Origin of the sequence: Rhizobium sp. PP-F2F-G48 (assembly GCF_004342335.1) — a bacterium.
Classification (GTDB): Bacteria; Pseudomonadota; Alphaproteobacteria; order Rhizobiales; family Rhizobiaceae; genus Ferranicluibacter.
The window spans coordinates 298,631-318,362 of the sequence record NZ_SLVH01000004.1; the positions used below are offsets into that span (position 1 = coordinate 298,631).

The window sequence follows — 19,732 nt, forward strand, 5'->3', positions numbered from 1 at the left end:
CGGCTGGTGGCGTTTGCGACGTCATGCGGCGCGCTCCCGGCTTTCGCCTGCGGTTCCAAGGATGGTGAGGACGACGCAGACGAGGCCGAGGAGAAGTGCGAGGCCGGCCGCATCCGTCGTGCGGTAGCTTCCCATGCGGCTGTAGAGCAGGAAGGGCAGCGTCACCATATCCTGCGATCCGAACAGGGCGACGGCGCCGAGGTCGCCGAGCGAGAGGGCGGCGGCAAACGACAGCGCCATCAAGAGGGGGCGGCGCAGGCCGGGTCCGTCGACGCGCCGGATGCGCGCCCAGCCGCGGATGCCGAGGCTCGTCGTCAGGCGCTCGGTGCGGGCGGCGTGCGTGGCCATCGCCGGGGCGAGCACGCGGGTCACGAAAGGCAGCGCCATCAGCGTGTTGATCAGGGTGATGACGGCAGGCGCGAAGTGGGCGACATCGCCGAACGGGCGCAGCAGCAGAAACCATCCCGCCCCGATGACGACGGGCGGCACGAGAAGGATCAGCGACGTGCCGGCGGCCACGCCGCCGGAAAAGACGTGCGCGAAGCGACCCGGCCGGCGCGGCGACAGCAGGATCTGGCGGGTGGTGAGCATGGCGGCGGCGAGCGTGACGGCAAGGCCCGCGGAGACGGCGGCGATGCCGAGGCTGGTGAGCACGGCCCGATGGACCTGCGGATCGGCTGCAAGCTTTGGCAGGTCGGAGGCAAGACCGGCGACGAGAACGGAGGCGAGCGGTGCGGCGACGAAGAGGGCAGCAAGCGCGACGATGACGGCATCGGTCAGGACCGACAGGGGCGACCCGCCATCGAAGCGGCGCACCGGCCGGCCGGTCGTCAGGGCCTCGGTGACCGGCGGGGTCAGCCAGCGCAGGACGAGAAGGAGAAGGGCGGTGACGGCGATCTGCAGGGCCGAAAGCGCGATGGCGCGCGGCGGATCGAAGTCGAACCGCAGGGCCTGATAGATCGCGACCTCCAGCGTGCTCGCGGCGGGCCCGCCGCCGAGCGTCAGCACCAGGGTAAAGCTTGTGGCGCACAGCATGAAGACGAGGCCGGCGATGCCCGGGAGGAGGCCGCGGATGACCGGCCACTCGATGAAGCGGAAGAGCTGGAGGCGGGACATTCCGAGATTGGCGGAGACCAGCCAGTATTCCCCGGGGATGCGCTCCAGCCCCGACAACAGCAGCCTGACCGCGAGCGGCATGTTGAAGAAGACATGCGCGACGAGGATGCCGGCAAGACCGTAGATCGCGACCGGACGGTCGAGATCGGCCAGGGCGAACAGGTCGTTGACGACGCCCTGTCGTCCCCAGATGCCGACGATGCCGAGGGCTGCGACCAGCGCCGGCAGGCCGAGCGGCAGCGCCATCAGCCGGACGATCCAGATACGGCCGGCAAAGGTCCGCCGCCGCGCCAGCGCCAGGGCGACGGGAACGGCAAAGGCCACCGACAGAAGCGTGGAGAGACCGGCCTGGACGAGCGTGAAGCGGGTGACGCGCCAGACATAGCGATCGAACAGGGCCGCATCGGCCATGCCGCTCGTCGCACCGGCGCCGGCGGGCGCGCCGTTGCCGGAGGCCGCGAGCGACAGAGCGAGGATGGCGGCACCGACGAACAGGGCGATGCCGGCAAGGCCCGCAACGCCCAGTCCGCGCGTCAGACGACGTTCGCGACCGATTCGATCGGCGCCCATAAAACCGGCGCGCATCAAAAGGTCAGTTCCGGCTCATGGCGGAGAGCCATTCGTCGATCCAGGCCTTGCGGTTTGCGGCGACCTCCTCCGAACTCATCAGGAAGGTCGTCTTCGGCTGGACCAGTTTGCCGAAGGCGTCCGGCAGGGGTTCGCCAGGCTTTGCCACGGGCATCATCCAGTTGGTGGTGGGCAGGATCGCCTGGGCCTGCGGACCGCTCAGAAATGCGAGAAAGGCCTTGGCGAGGTCGGGATCGCGCGCGGCTTTCGTCACGCCGGCCACCTCGATCTGGATGTAATGACCCTCGGCGAAATCGGCCGCCTGATAACGGTCGGTGTTTTCGGAAACCATGTGATAGGCCGGCGAGGTCGTGTAGGACAGCACCATCGGCGCTTCCCCCTTGGTGAACAGGCCGTAGGCTTCCGACCAGCCGGGCGTGACGGTGAGGATGCGGTCCTTGAGCGTCTTCCACGCCTCGGCGGACTGGTCGCCATAGACGGCTTTCACCCAGAGCAGCAGGCCGAGGCCCGGTGTGGAGGTGCGCGGATCCTCGATGATGATCTTGTCCTTGCCGCCGCCCTCGACCAGTTCCTTCATGCTTTTCGGCGGGGTCTTCAGCGTCTGCGTGTCGTAGACGAAGGCGAAGTGGCCGTAATCATAGGGCACGAAGCTGTCGTCCGAAAAACCGCCGGGCACGGTCAGCGCCGAGGTGTCGAGGCCATGCGGCGCGAAGAAGCCGGTAGCCTTGGCCTCGGTGACGAGATTGGTGTCGAGGCCGACGACGACATCCGCCTTGGAGGCGGGCCCTTCGAGCTTCAGCCGTGTCAGCAGTTCCACGCCATCGGCGACGCTGACATAAGCGAGCTTGCAGTCGCAGGTCTTCTCGAAGGCTTCCGCGATCTTCGGGCCGGGACCCCATTCGCTGGTAAAGCTCTCATAGGTATAGACGGTCAGCGTCTTCGGCTCGGCGGCTGCCGCGCCGGTGGACATCGTGCCGGCCGTGAAAAGCCCCGCCGTCAAAAACAAAGCCGTGGTGAAAAGCAGGGTTGTGGGCAAAAGTCTGGTGCTGCGCATGCGCGCCTCCTTCAAATACGGGTTTCAAGGGGAATAGCGCTTGCGAGCCGTCTAATCCCTCCGCCGGTGCAAACCGGATCAGGTTCCGCGGGTTGGCTTGTCAGCCTCTCAGCCCGTCTTCCCGAGACGAAGGATCGTCACGTTGGAAAGGCACCCCGTTAGAGCATCGAGAAATCTAGCGGCGGTCCTGCAGGTTGGCAAGATCGAAGCGTGCGGACTAGGGCATAGAAACGCCGGGCCGCCCGCATGTCTTTGGGCTTTTTGCGCCCTTTGACCTTTGCCTCGGCGGCGGCTTCGCGCTATGGCAGCGCCATGACCGCAACCGCATTCACCATCCTGCTCGGCGGGCCGCTGACGATGACCGACCGGCTGGCCGCACAGCTTGCCGGCACGCGCGTGATCGCCGCCGATGGCGGCATGCGGCATGCGGCGGACATCGGCCTGACGCCGGAGCTCTGGGTCGGCGATTTCGATTCGACGCCGGATGCCCTGATCGCGGCCTGGCAGCACGTTCCGCGCGAGCCCTATCCGCCCGCCAAGAACGAGACCGATGGCGAGATCGCCGTCGCGGCGGCGCGGATGCGCGGCGCGCGGCGGCTGCTTCTTGCCGGTGCGCTCGGCGGCGAGCGGAGCGACCATGCTTTCCAGCACCTGCTGCACGCTCTGCAGCTTGCCGAGACCGGGCTCGACGTGGTCCTGACCTCGGGCGAGGAGGAGGCGGTGCCGCTTCTTCCCGGCGAGACCGAAATCGACCTGCCGAAAGGCTGTCTGTTTTCCGTTCTGGGTCTCGATGCGCTGACCGATCTCTCCATTGCGGGCGCGCGTTATCCGCTGACCCGTTTCGCGGTGCCCTTCGGGTCGTCGCGCACCATTTCCAACGTGGCGGAAGGACCCGTGACGCTGACGCTCGGCACCGGTCGCGCGATGCTGCTCGCCCGCCCCCTCGACATGACAGGAGCCTGACCATGGCGCCGCCCATTCTGAAACTCGACGATATCGTTCTCACCTTCGGCGGCACGCCGCTGCTCAACGGGGCAGCGCTGCAGGTGGAACCGGGCGACCGGATCTGCCTCGTCGGCCGCAACGGCTCCGGCAAGTCGACGCTGCTGAAGATCGCGGCCGGCCTGATCGAGCCGCAATCGGGCGAGGTGTTCCGGCACCCGTCATCGACTGTGCGCTATCTGGAGCAGGCACCGGATTTCGGCGCCTATACGACGGTGCAGGCCTATGCCGAGGCCGGCCTCGGGCCGGGCGACGATCCCTACCGGGTGACCTATCTGCTCTCGCATCTGGGCTTGAGCGGCGAGGAGAACCCGAACGATCTCTCCGGCGGCGAGGCGCGGCGCGCGGCGCTCGCGCGGGTGCTGGCGCCCGAACCCGATATCCTGATGCTCGACGAGCCGACCAACCATCTCGACCTGCCGACCATCGAATGGCTGGAAGGCGAGCTGCAGAAGACCCGCAGCGCGCTCATCCTCATCTCGCACGACCGGCGCTTCCTCGAAAAGGTCTCGACCGCGACCGTCTGGCTCGATCGCGGCACGTCGCGGCGGCTCGACCGGGGGTTCGGCCATTTCGAGGCCTGGCGGGACCAGGTGCTGGAGCAGGAGGAGCTGGAACAGCACAAGCTCGGTAAGCAGATCGAGCGGGAAGAGCATTGGCTGCGCTATGGCGTGACCGCCCGGCGCAAGCGCAACATGCGCCGCCTCGGCGCGCTGCAGGATCTGCGCTCCAACTATCGCGGCCACAAGGGACCGCAGGGGGCGGTGCAGGCAAGCGTGTCCGACGCGCAGGAATCCGGCAAGCTGGTGATCGAGGCGGAGAAGATCACCAAGGCCTATGGCCCGCGCACCATCGTCGCGCCCTTCTCCATCCGGGTGCATCGCGGCGATTGCATCGGTCTCGTCGGCCCGAACGGCGCCGGCAAGACGACGCTCCTGAAGATGCTCACCGGCCAACTGAAGCCGGACGAGGGCAAGGTGAAGCTCGGCACCAATCTCGAGATCGCCACGCTCGACCAGAAGCGCGAGGACCTGAACCTCGAGGATACGCTCGCCAACTACCTGACCGATGGGCGCGGCGAGACGCTGCTGGTCAATGGCGAGCAGCGGCATGTGACCGGCTACATGAAGGAGTTTCTGTTCCAGCCCGAACAGGCGCGCACGCCGATCAAGAATCTCTCCGGCGGCGAGCGGGCGCGGCTGATGCTGGCGCGCATTCTCTCGCGCCCGACCAACCTTCTGATTCTCGACGAGCCGACGAACGACCTCGACATCGAGACGCTGGACCTGTTGCAGGAGATCGTCGCCAGCTTTGCCGGCACGGTGATCCTCGTCAGCCACGATCGCGACTTTCTCGACCGCACGGTCACCTCCACCATCGCGCCGGCCGACCCGGAAGCGCCGGACGGGCGCTGGATCGAATATGCCGGCGGCTATTCGGACATGATGGTGCAGCGCAAGGGCGTGGCCGACGAGCGCAAACGCGCCGAGAAAGCGGAGAAGGCCCGCCAGACCGGTGCCGCTTCGACCTCCGGTGCCGGAACCGGTGCTGGTGGCGCTGCGAAAACCGCCAAGGGCAAGCTGTCCTTCAAGCAGAAGTTCGCGCTCGAAAACCTGCCGAAGGAGATGGACAAGGCGCAGGGCGAGATCGCCAAGCGCGAGGCCGAGATGGCCGACCCGAAGCTCTTTGCCAAGAACCCGGCGCGCTTTGCCGCGCTCGCCGCGGAGCTCGAAAAGCTGCGCGCCTCGATCGAGACGATGGAAGGCGAGTGGCTGGAGCTGGAAATGCTGCGTGAGGAACTGGAAGGGTAGGGGGAGGCGCTGGTAGTTCCCTCATGGTCGTCCCCTTGGCCATGCTCCTCGGCCGTCCTTGATTCGCACCCGCATCGGGTCTATGACTTGCGCCGTGGTGATTTGGCCGGCCGGCTTGCAGCCACGTTAAACAAGTCGCTAAAGGGCCGTGGGACGATGTTTCGCCCGCTACCCTCCATTTCGGCCGGTGTCGTTACTCCGAGTGAAGCCGATGCCCATCAAGATACCCGATACGCTGCCCGCTTTCGAAACCCTCGTTTCCGAGGGCGTGCGGGTGATGACCGAAACGGCCGCCATCCGTCAGGATATCCGGCCGCTGCAGATCGGGCTTCTCAACCTCATGCCGAACAAGATCAAAACCGAAGTGCAGATGGCGCGCCTCGTCGGCGCCTCGCCGCTGCAGGTCGAGTTCACGCTGATCCGGCTCGGCAGCCACAAGGCGAAGAATACGTCGGAAGATCACCTGCTCGCCTTCTACGAGACGTTCGAGGATGTTCGCGAGCGGCATTTCGACGGGTTGATCATCACCGGCGCGCCGGTCGAGCTGTTGCCCTTCGAGGAGGTCACCTACTGGGAGGAGATGCAGCAGGTCTTCGACTGGACGCACACCCACATCCACTCGACGCTCAACATCTGTTGGGGCGCGATGGCGGCGATCTACCATTTCCATGGCGTGCCCAAGCATCCGCTGCGGGAAAAGGCTTTCGGCGTCTATCGTCACCACAATCTCAACCCGTCTTCCGTCTATCTCAGCGGCTTCTCCGACGATTTCCAGATCCCCGTGTCCCGCTGGACCGAGGTCCGGCGCGCGGATATCGAGACGGTGCCGGGGCTGGAGATCCTGATGGAATCCGACGAGATGGGCGTCTGCTTCGTCCATGAGAAGGCGGGCAACCGTCTCTATGTGTTCAACCATGTGGAATATGATTCGACGTCTCTCGCCGACGAGTATTTCCGCGACGTGAATGCCGGCGTGCCGATCAAGATGCCACACGACTATTTTCCCCACAACGATCCGGAACTGCCGCCGCAGAACCGCTGGCGCAGCCACGCCCATCTTTTGTTCGGCAACTGGATCAACGATATCTACCAGACGACGCCCTATGAGCTGAAAGAGATCGGCAAGGGCCGCTGAGGCTGTAGCAAGCGCGCCAGACAGGGCGCGTCCGTGACGATCCGCGCAGGACGCGGGGAGACAATGCGGTCGGCGGCGCCCCCTGGTGCTGCGACCGGACAAAAGCGAGGAACGCGATTTGACCAGCACTGCAATGGAGATCTTCGGCCATCTGAAGACGGGTGAGCCCGTGCACCGCGTGACGATCCGCGGCGGCGGTCTGACGGCCCATGTCCTCTCCTGGGGCGCCGTCATCCAGGACCTGCGGCTGGAGGGGCATGCGCCGCCGCTGGTGCTGGGCTTCGAAGCGTTCGAGGATTATCCGGCCCACTCCTCCTATTTCGGGGCGACGCCCGGCCGCTCCTCCAACCGCATCGATGACGGCCGCTTTTCGATCGACGGCGAGGATTTCCAGCTCGAACTCAACGAGAAGGGCGTGACTCATCTTCATGGCGGCAGCGACGGCATCGCCAAGCGCCTCTGGACAATCTTCGACGTGACCGAGGATTCCGTTTCGCTGAAGATCACCGATCCCGCCGGCCGCGCCGGCTATCCGGGAACCTGCGAGATCGCCGCGACCTACCGGCTCTCCGGCCAGGGTTGCCTCAGCGTCACCTACACGGCGACGACCGACGCGCCGACGATCGCCAATCTCTGCCAGCATACCTATTTCAACCTCGATGGGCGCCCCGATACGCTCGGCCACGACATCATGATCGCCGCCGATCACTATCTGCCGACCGACGAGAAGCAGATCCCGACGGGCGAGATCGCGTCTGTCGAGGGTACGGCATTCGATCTGCGCGAGATGACCTCCATGCGCCGGCAGACGGAGGGCGAGAAGGTGCTCTACGACCATAATTTCTGCCTGTCGGGCGACCGGGGTCCGAAGCGCTCTGCCGTGCTGGCGCGCAGCATCGATTCGGGCGTTTCGCTGGAAGTCCGCACGACGGAGCCCGGCGTGCAGTTCTATTCCGGCTTCAAGCTGCACACGCCCGTGCCCGGCCTCGAAGGCCGGACCTACGGCCCGTTTGCAGGCTTTTGTCTGGAAACCCAGATCTGGCCCGACGCCGTCAACCATGACGGCTTTCCGAACGCCATCCTGCGCCCCGGCGAAACGCTGCGCCAGGAAACGGATTACATCTTCTCGAAGAGCTGATGATCTGTCGGCAGGCGCTCAGTTCGAGCGCCTGCCGACAGCGGCATGATGCCGATCGTCCCAGGAACTGAGCCGGCTTTTGGGGCGATCGTGCTTTAGGGAGATCGTGCGGGGGTTATCGTGCGGGGGGTGATCGCTCGGAATGGGGACATGCCGGGCTGCGGCTCGAGCGCATCGGCACAGGCTCGGATTCACAGGCCGGCATCGACGGCACGAAACCGTTAATAAAAAGTTGACAGCCGTCAACTTTGTAGAGTGTGTTTACCTGTGAAGAAAATGGAGCGGGTGAAGCGATTCGAACGCTCGACCCCAACCTTGGCAAGGTTGTGCTCTACCCCTGAGCTACACCCGCTCATCAACCAAGGTCCGGGGGTAGTCGGTGGACCGTGGCGTCGCCGTTTTCGTTGGCGACGGGCGCTATATCGCTCAGCCGATTTGGAAATGCAACAGGGAAATGACGATGGGGGAAGAAAATTTCCGGAATTTCTCTCAAGCGATTGATGATGCTCGGTTTTTCGCGGGGGCGTTTCGCCGGACGCATGCCCCGGGTGCTCTGGCGACCCCGGCGCATGGCACGCGTCGCGCTTTGGGAATGGTATCCGTCGCCTCTGCGATTGCGCTGCGGTCTGCCGCTTCGTAAGCACGTGAGGCGCAGGCACAGGAGCTGGACATGACCGACACGCAGCCGAAGACGGCAGAAGACCTTTTCCGCTTTCTCGACGATCTCGGGATCGCTCACCAGACGAAGCGGCATGCGCCGGTGTTCACCGTCGCCGAATCGGTGTCGCTGCGGGACGAAATCCCCGGCGGGCACACGAAGAACCTGTTCGTGAAAGACAAGAAGGACAATTACTTCCTTCTGACCGTCGAGGAGCATGCGACCGTCGACCTGAAGACCGTGCACACGCTGATCGGCGCGGCGAGCAAGGTCTCCTTCGGCAAGCCGGAAAAGCTGATGGAGTATCTCGGCGTCATCCCCGGTGCCGTGACGGCGCTCGGCGTCATCAATGACCATCGCCACGCCGTGACGCTGGTGCTGGATGCCGACCTGATGCGCGAGGAGATCGTCAACTGTCATCCCCTGACCAACGACGCGACGACATCGCTGTCATCGAAGGATCTGATCCGCTTCGCCGAGGCGACGGGGCACGTGCCGCTTGTCTTGAAAGTCACGGCCTGACATACGATCTTTGAGGGCGATTGCCGGACGACACCCGGCGAAGACGAGGATCGGGGCTGCGCATGGTCCCCACAAGGAGCATTCGATGAGCGGCAACAATCCCTATTCCGGTTCCTATGGCAGCCAGATGAGCGCAACGGCCACCTATGGCGGCGCGCCGGCAGGCGCCTCTCCGGCGCCGATGTCGTCGCCCCTGCCGTCGTCGGCCTCTGCGAGCGCACCTGCTGGCGGTGGCGGTGCCCTGATCTCCGACACGACGACGGCCACCTTTGCCCGCGACGTGCTGGAGGCCTCGCGCGGTCTCCCGGTCCTGGTCGATTTCTGGGCGCCGTGGTGCGGCCCGTGCAAACAGCTGACGCCGATCATCGAGAAGGTGGTGACGGAGGCCGGCGGGCGGGTGAAGCTCGTCAAGATGAACATCGACGATCACCCCTCGATCGCGGGGCAGCTCGGCATCCAGTCCATTCCGGCCGTGGTCGCCTTCATCGATGGACGTCCGGCCGACGGCTTCATGGGGGCGGTTCCCGAAAGCCAGATCCGGGCCTTCATCGAGAAGATCGCGGGTCCCATGGTCGACGACCAGGCGGCCGAAATCGAGGGCGCACTTGCCGAGGCACGGCAGCTCCTGGAGGCGGGCGGCCTGCAGAATGCCGGCGGCATCTTCGCCTCGGTGCTTCAGGTGGAGCCGGACAATCTGCCCGCCCGCGCCGGGCTTGCCGAGGTGATGATCGCCTCGGATGCGCTCGATCAGGCGCGCGAGTTCCTGTCCGAGCTTTCCGACGAGCAGAAGGCGGACCCGAAGGTCTCGGCCCTGCTCAAGCGGCTCGACCAGATCGACGAAGCGCGCAAGCTCGGCGATCCCAAAGCACTGGAAGCCGCGCTTCTCGCCGATCCCGACGATCACGCCGCCCGGCTGAATCTTGCCAAGATCCGCAATGTGGAGGGCGACCGCCAGGCTGCGGCCGATCACCTGCTGACGATCATGCGGCGCGACCGCAGCTTCGACGACGACGGGGCCCGCCGGGCGCTGGTCGCCTTCTTCGAGGTGTGGGGCCCGGCCGATCCGGCGACGCTGTCGGCGCGCCGCAAGATGTCGGCCATCCTGTTCTCGTGAACTTTTGCGGGCCGGAGCCGTTTCCCCCGGTTCGACAGTCGACATCCCGGCAGGCGTTTCCCGCTTGAGATTTCCAGCAAGCGCACCATGTGACCCTTAATGCGAGGCGGACGGGCCGATGATCGACCCGTTGCCCCAGATATGGCGGAGTTTGCCTGAGATGCAGGTCGGAAATGCACGTTATCTGAAGCCGAAGGATATTCCGGACGTCATTCCGGTGTTTCCGCTGACCGGCGTTCTGTTGCTGCCGGGCTCGCAGTTGCCGCTGAATATTTTCGAGCCGCGCTATCTCGCCATGTTCGACGACGCGCTCTGCGGCAATCGCCTGATCGGCATGGTGCAGCCGTCGCTCACCGATCATAGCGAGGACAGCCAGGCACTCTGCCAGGTCGGCTGCGTCGGCCGGATCACCTCGTTCGCCGAGATGGAGGATGGACGCTACATCACCTCGCTGACCGGCATCTGCCGTTTTCGCCTGTTCGACGAGGTGCATGCGGTCAAGGGTTACCGCAATTTCAAGATCACGCCGTTTGCAGGCGACCTCTCGGAATCCGAGGACGAGGGGCAGGTGGATCGCGAGGCGCTGCTTGCCGCCTTCAAGGCCTATCTCGATACCAACAAGCTCGAAGCCGACTGGGAGAGCGTCGAGCGCGCCGGTAACACGACCCTGGTCAATTCCATGGCGATGATGCTGCCCTACGGGCCGGCCGAGAAGCAGGCGCTGCTGGAGGCGCCGGACCTCAAGACCCGCGCCGATACGCTGATCGCAATCACCGAGATCGTTCTCGCCAAGACGTTCGGCGACATCGAAACCATGCTGCAATAGGCATTGCGATGGACGAGAGAACCCGCCGCGTCGATCCGAAGCTGCTCGAGCTTCTCGTCTGTCCCCTGACCAAGGGGCGGCTCAGCTATCACGCGGCGGAAAACGAGCTCGTGTCGGAAAAGGCAAGGCTCGCCTATCCGATCCGCGACGGCATTCCCATCATGCTGATTTCCGAAGCGCGCAAGATCGAGACGGACGGTGCCGGCCGGGTGCTGCCGCGCGCGACCGAGCAGCCCTAATGTTCATCGTCATCCCTGAAGCGCGTCGGCCTGAAGCGCGTCGGATTGTCTCCGATTCGTAGTCCGCGCTTCGGGCGTGCGTGCGGACATAGTCTTCAGATCGGCTGGCCGGACAGGAGTTTCGGATCGCTGCCGGCGGCCGCACCTGCCTGCCGGATGAAGAAGGACTTGAGCGGGGTCAACCGATCGACCAGGCCGAGGCCGACATCGCGCAGCAGGCGCACCGGCGGGATATCGTTGGAAAACAGCCGGTTCAGCACATCCGTCGTCACGCCCATGCGAACCGTGTCGAAGCGGCGCCAGGTCTGGTACCGCTCCAGCACCGCGAGCGAACCGATGTCGAGGCCGAGGCGGTCGGCATCGACGATGGTTTCCGCCAGAGCGGCCACATCCTTGAAGCCGAGATTGAGGCCCTGCCCGGAGATGGGGTGGATGCCGTGGGCGGAATCGCCGGCCAGCGCGAAGCGGTTGGCGACGAATTCGCGGGCGATCGTCAGGCCGAGCGGGAAAGCGCGGCGGCCGCCGACCACCTTCAGGGCGCCGAGCTTGTAACCGAAGCGGCGTTCGAGTTCGGCCTCGAAGACGAGATCGTCGCTCTCGATCAGGCGGTTGGCATCGTCCGTCCGCTCGGTCCAGACCAGCGACGAGCGGTTGCCTTTGAGCGGCAGCGTGGCAAACGGACCTGCCGGCAAGAAGTGCTCTTCGGCTGTCCCCTCATGGGAACGCTCGTGCTCCACCGTGGTGACGATGCCGGACTGGCCGTAGTCGAAGTTCACCGTCTTGATGCCCGCGGCATCGCGAAGCTTCGAGCGCACACCGTCGCAGGCGACGAGCAGGCGGGCCTCGATCTCGCCGCCATCGGCCAGTTTCAACCGGACGGCGTGATCGTCCGCCGTAAAGCCGCTGGCGGTCGTCGATGGCCGGATCTCGATGCCGAGGCTCGCTGCCGTGTCCCGTAGGGCGCCGACGAGCGCGACGTTCGGAACCATGTGCGCGAAAGGACGCTCCGCATCCCCATTGCCCTCGAACGTGAGGAAGACGGGGCGGACGGGATCGGATGTCTTGGAATCCGTGATGACCATGCGGCGGATCGGCTCGGCCTCCGGAGCGATCGTCTGCCAGACGCCCATGACGTCGAGCATGGAGGATGCGGCCGCGGCGATGGCCGAGGCGCGCTCGTCGCCGCGCCAGGCGCCGTCCGGCGCGCCGTCGATCAGCGTCACCTGGAGATGCGGCGCCGCCGTCTTGACCGCGACCGCCAGCGAGAGCCCGACATAACCGCCGCCTGCCACCAATAGATCGATCATCCGTCCCGTCCTTCGCTCTTGTCCTTTTGCGCTATATAGATCATCGACGTCTTGCTTCCTACCGCCGGAGACCGCGCAATGTCCAAAGATGCCCTCCTCGACGCCGCCGGGTCCGCCAGCGCGATGGACGTTCTCCTGCAGACGCTGGACCTGGAAACGCTGGAGGAAAATCTCTTCCGCGGGATTTCGCCGCAGGTCGGCTGGCAGCGCGTGTTCGGCGGGCAGGTGATCGGGCAAGCACTGGTCGCCGCGCAGCGCACGGTGAAGGCGGATCGCTTCGTGCATTCGCTCCACGCCTATTTCATGCGGCCGGGCGACCCGGCCGTGCCCATCATCTACGAGGTCGATCGCATCCGCGACGGGGGCAGTTTCACCACGCGCCGCGTGGTGGCGATCCAGCATGGTGCGGCCATCTTCGCTTTGTCGGCTTCCTTCCAGGTTGAGGAGGAGGGGCTGGAGCATCAGGTGGCGCCGCCCAAGGTGCCGCAGCCCGAAGAGCTGATGGGGGAGGCCGAGATGAAAGCGATGTTCCTGGCGAACGCGCCCGAGGCGATCCGCCGTTACTGGGAACGGCCGCGGCCGATCGAAATCCGGCCCGTCTCCTTGAAGCACTACGTTTCGCGCGAACCGCAGGAGCCGGTGCAGCATGTCTGGGTCAAGGCGACGGGCCCGGTGCCGGACGACCGGCCGCTGCAGGCCGCGGTTCTCGCCTATCTCTCCGACATGACGCTGCTCGACACATCGCTGCGCGCGCACGGAACCTCGATCTTCGATCGCGATCTGCAGGTGGCGAGCCTCGATCATGCCATGTGGTTTCACCGCCCGTGCGCGCTCGACGACTGGCTGCTCTATACGCAGGACAGCCCGAGCACGGGCGGCGCCCGCGGCATGAACCGCGGCAGCCTCTACGATCGTTCCGGAAACCTGATCGCCTCGGTCGCTCAGGAAGGACTGATTCGGAAAAAGGCAAATGACTAAATTGTCAGCAAACTTTTAAATTTGCATATTTTTTAGCCTGAAAATCTGGCGAATATTTAGCGTTTCCCTGGCGGCCCACCGGGGAATGCGGTGATTTCGTGTCTTTTCCATTATTTTCCGGCCACGTCCCGAACTGGCACGCGCCTTGAATAGAACTTGGCGGTCGTTGGGGAAACAAGGCTCATCGGCATGCACAGACGGCACGTGAGCCGCAGATGAACAAGGATGGGAAACCAGATGAAAATTGTGATGGCCATTATCAAGCCGTTCAAGCTCGATGAGGTTCGTGAAGCGCTCACCGCCGTCGGAATCCAGGGCCTGACCGTGACCGAAGTGAAGGGCTACGGCCGCCAGAAGGGGCATACCGAAATCTACCGCGGCACCGAATACGCCGTCAGCTTCCTGCCGAAGCTGAAGATCGAAATCGCCGTCGCCTCCGAGATCGTCGACAAGGCGGTCGAGGCGATCGCATCGTCCGCCAAGACCGGCCAGATCGGCGACGGCAAGATCTTCGTCTACTCCATTGACCATGCGGTGCGCATTCGTACCGGCGAAACCGATTCAGAAGCGCTGTAAGCAACGGCTGTTAGAGGGAGCTTTCTTCACATGACATCTCACACATTCTCGACAACCCTCGGGCGCCTCGGCGCCGCAACGGCCGCCTTCCTGGCGCCGGTTGTCGCCTACGCCCAGGATACCGCAGCTCCGGCCGTTGCCGAAGCGGCTGCCGCTGCCGCACCGGTCATGACCGTCGACAAGGGCGACACGACCTGGATGCTTGTGTCCACCATCCTCGTGCTTCTGATGACGGTGCCGGGTCTCGCATTGTTCTACGGCGGCCTGATGCGCACCAAGAACATGCTGTCGGTCCTGATGCAGGTGCTGATGGTTGCCGCCGTCGCCATGATCGTTTGGGTCACCTATGGCTACTCGCTCGCCTTCACCGATGGCGGTTCGCTGAACAGCTTCATCGGCGGCTTCTCCAAGATGTTCCTGTCGGGCGTCGACGTGACGACGCTGTCGGAAAGCTTCTCCAAGGGCGTCGCCATTCCGGAACTCGTCTTCGTCTGCTTTCAGATGACGTTCGCGGCCATCACGCCCGCCCTGATCGTCGGCGCTTTTGCAGAACGCATCAAGTTCTCGGCCGTCATCCTCTTCACTATCCTGTGGCTCACCTTCGTCTACTTCCCGATGGCCCACATGGTCTGGTTCTGGGGCGGCCCGAGCGCCTATGACGGCCCGACCGGCCTCATCTTCGGCTTCGGCGCGATCGATTTCGCCGGCGGCACCGTGGTTCACATCAATGCCGGCATCGCGGGCCTCGTCGGCGCGCTCATGGTCGGCAAGCGCACCGGCTTCGGCAAGGACATGATGGCGCCGCACTCGATGACCATGACCATGATCGGCGCCTCGCTGCTCTGGGTCGGCTGGTTCGGCTTCAATGCCGGCTCCAACCTCGAAGCCAATGCCTATGCCGTCCTCGCCATGATCAACACCTTCGTTGCCACGGCGGCCGCGATCATCTCCTGGTCGATCCTGGAAACCTTCACCCGCGGCAAGGCCTCCATGCTCGGTGCCGCCTCGGGCGCCGTTGCCGGCCTCGTGGTCATCACGCCTGCCGCCGGCTTCGTCGGCCCGATGGGCGCGATCGTCATGGGTCTCATCGTCTCGCCGCTCTGCTACTTCTTCGTCTCCACGGTGAAGAACAAGTTCGGCTATGACGACACGGCAGACGTGTTCGGCGTCCATTGCGTCGGCGGTATCGTCGGCGCGCTGCTCACCGGCGTGTTCGTCAGCCCGGCCCTCGGCGGCGCCGGCATCGTCGATTACTCGACGGCCGACTTCGCAGCCTCCTATGCCGGCACGGCAACGCAGGTCCTGGCACAGCTGAAGGGCGTCCTCGTGACGATCCTGTGGTCGGGCATCGGCTCGGCGATCATCTTCAAGATCGTCGACGTCGTCGTCGGCCTGCGCGTGCCGGTGGAAGCCGAACGCGAAGGTCTCGACCTCGCAAGCCATGGCGAAGCGGCTTACCACTCGTAAGTGTCTTCGGGAGACCGACCGAAATCCGGTCTCCCGCCCATCCTCATCGATGTGTCTTCGAACCCGGCAGTCCTCTGCCGGGTTTTTCGTTTGCCGGCAGCCTCCCGGCCGCCTCACCGTTTCAGCCGTGCGCCTCTGCCAGGTTGCTGATTCCCATAGGGAACGTCGACGTGCCGATTGACTTGGTGCCGAAATCTTCTCAAGTTTCGGCTTTGCTGAATGAGGACATCATGGCTACTGCGATCCGCCTGCAAAACCCCGAGACCGGCATCACGAAGATCGGCTATTACGGTTTCAGCTGGACCAGCCTGTTCTTCGGCGGCATTCCGGCTCTGCTGCGGGGTGATGTCGGCATCGGTCTCGGGATGATTGCCGTCGGCATGATCGCCGCCTTTATCGGCGTCGGCCTCGGCTGGTTCATCGTCGGCATCATCTGGGCGTTCATCTACAACAAGATCCATACGACGCGGCTCGTGGAGGCCGGCTACAAGCTGGCGGACACGCCCGAGCGGGTGCGCGAAGCGCAGGCGGCGCTCGGCATCGGCGATCAGGCCGTTCTGTAGCGCGAGGCCCCCGGGATCCCCATCGATTTCTCTCGGTTTATGCCCTCTGAACGGGCATGGTTAATGGAGCTTTAACCTCCTCTGCCTACCCTGTGGGCTGGGGCGCAGTGCGCTTCGGACGATCAGGGCGCCTCGGCGTACAGGACAGGCAGATTTCCATGGCTAGAAGCAATCAGGCGGCATTCGAAACCCGTTCCGACAGGTTCGTGCTGTCGGCCTTCGTGTGGCGCCAGTCGGTGGCGCTTGCCGGTTATGCGCTCTTCGGGCTGCTGATGGCAGCCGTTGCGGCGCTCTCGACCTGGAATGTCGCCGATCCCAGCTTTTCCTATGCCACGTCCAATCCGCCGACCAACATTCTGGGCACCGGCGGCGCAGCCTTTGCCGACGCGATGATGCAGTTCTTCGGGATCGGCAGCGTCGTGGCGCTGCTGCCCGTTCTGGCCTGGGCACTGGTTCTCATCGGCAACAAGCCGTTCGACAAGGTGATCAAGCGTGCCGCATGCTGGTTCATCGGCTCGGTTTTGGCTGCAGCGGCGCTCTCCTGCGTGCCCGCGCCGGTGACCTGGCCCCTGCCGAACGGACTTGGCGGCGTGTTCGGAGACATGATCCTGCGCCTGCCCGCCCTGATCACCGGGGAATATCCGACAGGTACCTTCGCCACGGTGCTCGGTTCGATCATCGCCATCCCCGCGACCGTCTTTCTCGTCTACGCCGCCGGTCTTTTCGGCGTGGCCGATCCGGACGAGGAGGAGGCGCCCGTGGTGACGCCAAGCAAGGCGAAGACCGTTCGCGAGGAAATCGAAGACGACGAGGCGGAGGGCGGCTTCGTCCTGTTCCTGGCCGGTGCCTTCACGCATATGCGCTACACGACGCAAGCCCGCTTCCGCCGCCTCTTCGGTCTTGCCCGCCGCAAGCCCGCGCCGGAGCGCGATTTCGACGAGCCCTATGATTTCAACGATGACGAATTCGGGACGCTGAACGAGCCGGTGCGGCGCAAGTCCGCCGTCCGGGTCGAGCCGTCGCTCGATGGTCCCGCGGCCCCGCGCCGCGCCGCGGCTGCGGTCGATCCCGGCTTCGACACGGATTTTGCCGACGAGGACGGTGCCGACGGTGCCGACGATGTACTGCCGTCCGGGCTGCTGTCCGGCGACGACGACGTCTCCTCCGCTCCGGCAGCCCGTCGCGCGCCGGTCTCCGGACGGGTGGTTGCGGCGCAGCCGCGGCCGCGTGCACCCGAGCCCGCCTATGAGCGGCACGGCAATGGCCATGGTGGCAATGGCACCTTCACGCTGCCGCCGCTCGAATTCCTGACCGAACCGAAGAACGTGGTGCGCGATGCGACGCTTTCGGCCGACGCGCTGGAGCAGAATGCGCGCATGCTCGAAGGCGTGCTCGAGGACTTCGGCGTCAAGGGCGAGATCATCCATGTCCGTCCCGGTCCCGTCGTCACGCTCTACGAACTGGAGCCGGCCCCCGGCATCAAGTCCTCGCGCGTCATCGGGCTTGCCGACGATATCGCCCGCTCGATGAGCGCGATCGCCGCCCGTGTCGCGGTCGTGCCCGGCCGCAATGCCATCGGCATCGAGCTGCCGAACCAGCGCCGCGAGACGGTCTACCTGCGCGAACTCATCGGCTCCAGAGACTTCGAAGGCAGCAAGGCGAAGCTCGCCATGGCGCTGGGCAAGACGATCGGCGGCGAACCCGTCATCACGGATATCGCCAAGATGCCGCATCTGCTGGTGGCCGGCACCACCGGTTCGGGCAAGTCGGTCGCGATCAACACGATGATCCTGTCGATCCTCTACCGCATGACGCCGGAACAGTGCCGGCTGATCATGATCGACCCGAAGATGCTCGAACTCTCCGTCTATGACGGCATCCCGCACCTGCTCTCGCCGGTCGTCACCGATCCGAAGAAGGCTGTCGTGGCGCTGAAATGGACCGTGCGGGAGATGGAAGAGCGCTACAAGAAAATGTCGAAGATCGGCGTGCGCAACATCGACGGCTTCAATTCGCGCGTCGAGCAGGCGCTGGAAAAGGGCGAGGCGATCAGCCGCACGGTGCAGACAGGCTTCGACCGCCAGACCGGCGAGGCGACCTACGAGACCGAAGAGTTCGATCTGCAGCCGATGCCCTACATCGTCGTGATCATCGACGAAATGGCCGACCTGATGATGGTCGCCGGCAAGGACATCGAAGGCGCCGTGCAGCGGCTTGCGCAGATGGCCCGTGCCGCCGGCATCCATGTTATCATGGCGACGCAGCGTCCATCGGTCGACGTCATCACCGGCACGATCAAGGCGAACTTCCCGACCCGCATTTCCTTCCAGGTCACGTCGAAGATCGACAGCCGCACCATTCTGGGCGAGCAGGGGGCCGAACAGCTCCTCGGCCAGGGTGACATGCTCTATATGGCCGGCGGCGGACGCATCCAGCGCGTCCACGGGCCGTTCGTCTCGGACAACGAGGTCGAGCAGATCGTCTCCTATCTGAAGACGCAAGGCGCACCGGACTATCTCGACGCGATCACCGAAGACGACGGCGAGGACGACGAGGGCGGCAATGGCGGCGGTCCGGCCGGCACCGGCAACCTGTCGGAGTCCGACGATCCCTACGACCAGGCCGTGGCTGTCGTCCTCCGGGACGGCAAGGCCTCGACTTCCTATGTCCAGCGCCGGCTCGGCATCGGGTACAACCGGGCGGCCTCGCTGATCGAGCGTATGGAAAAGGAAGGCATCATCGGCGCTGCCAATCACGCGGGAAAGCGCGAGATTCTGGTGCCGACGGAAGACGAGATCTGACGACGCCGATCGTCTTGCGCTCGGGGCGTTCTCTCTCGCGCTAACTCTCGGTCCATCAAGTCCTCGCCGGTCATGTCTTCGCCGGCCAGGTCTTGAAGGTGCCGCACTTGCGCGCCACATCTCGGCTATATCGAACAGGAGTTTTCCATGACAGAGACACGAACGACCGACAGGACGGGACAGGCGGATCGGTCGCTCCTGTCGCGGCGCAGCTTCGTGGCAGGCGTGGCGGTCTTCGGCGCGCTGGCGACACTAGGCATTCCGCTCGATCCCGCCGCCGCCCAATCTACGGGCGTCGCACAGAAGATCGCTGATCACTTCGCATCGGTGAAGACGATGACCGGCGAGTTCGTCCAGTTCGGCCCGCGCGGCGAGCAGACGGGCGGAAAGTTTTTCATCAGCCGTCCGGGGCGCATCCGCTTCAACTACGAGGCGCCATCGCCGATGCGCGTGATTGCCGATGGTAAATCGGTGGTGATCGGCAACCAGAAGCTCAAGACCTGGGATCTCTACCCCCTGTCGAAGACGCCGCTGAACCTGCTTCTGTCCAATTCCATCGATCTCTCCGGCAAGACCGTGCGCGACGTGAAGGAAGAGACGGACCTGATCACCATCGTGCTCGGCGACCGATCGATCTTCGGCGACAGCACCATCACCATGATGTTCGATCCGAAAACCTACGACCTTCGCCAGTGGACGATCACCGATCCGCAGAAGAAGGACACGTCCGTGATGATCTTCAACGTGAAGACCGGCATGCCGATGGACGACGCCGTTTTCCGGATCCCTTACGACGAGATCCGCAAGTAGGCCTCATGCGCAAGAGGCTCGCCCGCG

17 protein-coding genes, 1 tRNA gene and 2 riboswitches are annotated in these 19,732 nt (G+C 64.7%); of the genes, 14 read left to right on the forward strand and 4 right to left on the reverse strand.

Annotated features, from left to right (window positions below; all coding sequences use genetic code 11):
• Window positions 1–21: 21 nt before the first annotated feature.
• Window positions 22–1,686, reverse strand: coding sequence for a thiamine/thiamine pyrophosphate ABC transporter permease ThiP (gene thiP, locus C8J36_RS12615; RefSeq protein WP_132535466.1), 1,665 nt, complete (start codon window positions 1,684–1,686; stop codon window positions 22–24).
• A gap of 22 nt (window positions 1,687–1,708) precedes the next feature.
• A complete protein-coding gene (gene thiB, locus C8J36_RS12620; RefSeq protein ID WP_132535468.1) occupies window positions 1,709–2,674 on the reverse strand; it encodes a thiamine ABC transporter substrate binding subunit in 966 nt (321 codons plus the stop codon).
• Window positions 2,675–2,796: 122 nt separating this feature from the next.
• Window positions 2,797–2,926: riboswitch (TPP riboswitch) on the reverse strand.
• Window positions 2,927–3,070: 144 nt separating this feature from the next.
• On the opposite strand from thiB, the gene C8J36_RS12625 reads away from it, so the two are divergent.
• The 4 genes from C8J36_RS12625 (at window position 3,071) to C8J36_RS12640 (ending at window position 7,844) form a co-directional block, all read left to right on the forward strand.
• On the forward strand, window positions 3,071–3,721 hold the full coding sequence (locus tag C8J36_RS12625) for a thiamine diphosphokinase (RefSeq protein WP_132535332.1): 651 nt from the start codon (window positions 3,071–3,073) through the stop codon (window positions 3,719–3,721).
• 2 nt (window positions 3,722–3,723) lie between these two features.
• The gene (locus C8J36_RS12630; RefSeq protein WP_132535334.1) at window positions 3,724–5,571 is read left to right on the forward strand and encodes an ABC-F family ATP-binding cassette domain-containing protein; all 1,848 of its coding nucleotides are present in this window, start codon (window positions 3,724–3,726) and stop codon (window positions 5,569–5,571) included.
• An 84-nt stretch (window positions 5,572–5,655) separates the two neighbouring features.
• A riboswitch (SAM riboswitch) is annotated at window positions 5,656–5,733 on the forward strand.
• Between the two features lie 49 nt (window positions 5,734–5,782).
• Window positions 5,783–6,706, forward strand: coding sequence for a homoserine O-succinyltransferase (gene metA, locus C8J36_RS12635; protein WP_062596300.1), 924 nt, complete (start codon window positions 5,783–5,785; stop codon window positions 6,704–6,706).
• 133 nt (window positions 6,707–6,839) lie between these two features.
• On the forward strand, window positions 6,840–7,844 hold the full coding sequence (locus C8J36_RS12640) for an aldose epimerase family protein (RefSeq protein ID WP_132535470.1): 1,005 nt from the start codon (window positions 6,840–6,842) through the stop codon (window positions 7,842–7,844).
• 277 nt (window positions 7,845–8,121) lie between these two features.
• Here C8J36_RS12640 and C8J36_RS12645 read toward each other — a convergent pair.
• Window positions 8,122–8,196, reverse strand: a tRNA-Gly gene (locus tag C8J36_RS12645).
• 318 nt (window positions 8,197–8,514) lie between these two features.
• Here C8J36_RS12645 and C8J36_RS12650 point away from each other — a divergent pair.
• The 4 genes from C8J36_RS12650 to C8J36_RS12665 all read left to right on the forward strand — a co-directional run bounded on the left by C8J36_RS12650 (window position 8,515) and on the right by C8J36_RS12665 (window position 11,203).
• On the forward strand, window positions 8,515–9,024 hold the full coding sequence (locus C8J36_RS12650) for a prolyl-tRNA synthetase associated domain-containing protein (protein WP_132535336.1): 510 nt from the start codon (window positions 8,515–8,517) through the stop codon (window positions 9,022–9,024).
• Between the two features lie 85 nt (window positions 9,025–9,109).
• The gene (gene trxA, locus C8J36_RS12655; protein ID WP_132535338.1) at window positions 9,110–10,138 is read left to right on the forward strand and encodes a thioredoxin; all 1,029 of its coding nucleotides are present in this window, start codon (window positions 9,110–9,112) and stop codon (window positions 10,136–10,138) included.
• Between the two features lie 160 nt (window positions 10,139–10,298).
• Window positions 10,299–10,964 (forward strand): LON peptidase substrate-binding domain-containing protein, encoded by a 666-nt coding sequence (locus tag C8J36_RS12660; protein WP_132535340.1) that lies wholly within the window; start codon window positions 10,299–10,301, stop codon window positions 10,962–10,964.
• Between the two features lie 8 nt (window positions 10,965–10,972).
• On the forward strand, window positions 10,973–11,203 hold the full coding sequence (locus C8J36_RS12665; RefSeq protein ID WP_062596296.1) for a Trm112 family protein: 231 nt from the start codon (window positions 10,973–10,975) through the stop codon (window positions 11,201–11,203).
• A gap of 95 nt (window positions 11,204–11,298) precedes the next feature.
• On the opposite strand, the gene C8J36_RS12670 is transcribed toward C8J36_RS12665, so the two are convergent.
• Window positions 11,299–12,600, reverse strand: a complete 1,302-nt coding sequence (locus C8J36_RS12670; RefSeq protein WP_281029235.1) for a ubiquinone biosynthesis hydroxylase — start codon at window positions 12,598–12,600, stop codon at window positions 11,299–11,301.
• Between C8J36_RS12670 and tesB the strand changes: the two genes are divergently transcribed.
• The 6 genes from tesB to C8J36_RS12700 all read left to right on the forward strand — a co-directional run bounded on the left by tesB (window position 12,589) and on the right by C8J36_RS12700 (window position 19,705).
• Window positions 12,589–13,488, forward strand: coding sequence for an acyl-CoA thioesterase II (gene tesB / locus C8J36_RS12675; protein ID WP_132535344.1), 900 nt, complete (start codon window positions 12,589–12,591; stop codon window positions 13,486–13,488). The genes C8J36_RS12670 and tesB overlap by 12 nt on opposite strands.
• Before the next feature lie 225 nt (window positions 13,489–13,713).
• Window positions 13,714–14,064 (forward strand): P-II family nitrogen regulator, encoded by a 351-nt coding sequence (locus tag C8J36_RS12680; protein WP_018328583.1) that lies wholly within the window; start codon window positions 13,714–13,716, stop codon window positions 14,062–14,064.
• A gap of 30 nt (window positions 14,065–14,094) precedes the next feature.
• Complete coding sequence (locus C8J36_RS12685) at window positions 14,095–15,531, forward strand: ammonium transporter (protein ID WP_062596293.1); 1,437 nt, start codon at window positions 14,095–14,097, stop codon at window positions 15,529–15,531.
• 230 nt (window positions 15,532–15,761) lie between these two features.
• Window positions 15,762–16,094 carry a hypothetical protein gene (locus C8J36_RS12690; RefSeq protein ID WP_132535346.1) on the forward strand — a complete coding sequence of 111 codons (333 nt, stop codon included), beginning with the start codon at window positions 15,762–15,764 and terminating at the stop codon, window positions 16,092–16,094.
• Between the two features lie 158 nt (window positions 16,095–16,252).
• Window positions 16,253–18,895 (forward strand): DNA translocase FtsK, encoded by a 2,643-nt coding sequence (locus C8J36_RS12695; RefSeq protein ID WP_132535348.1) that lies wholly within the window; start codon window positions 16,253–16,255, stop codon window positions 18,893–18,895.
• A 147-nt stretch (window positions 18,896–19,042) separates the two neighbouring features.
• Entirely contained in the window at window positions 19,043–19,705 is a 663-nt protein-coding gene (locus C8J36_RS12700; protein WP_132535350.1) for an outer membrane lipoprotein carrier protein LolA, read from the forward strand.
• Window positions 19,706–19,732: the final 27 nt, after the last annotated feature.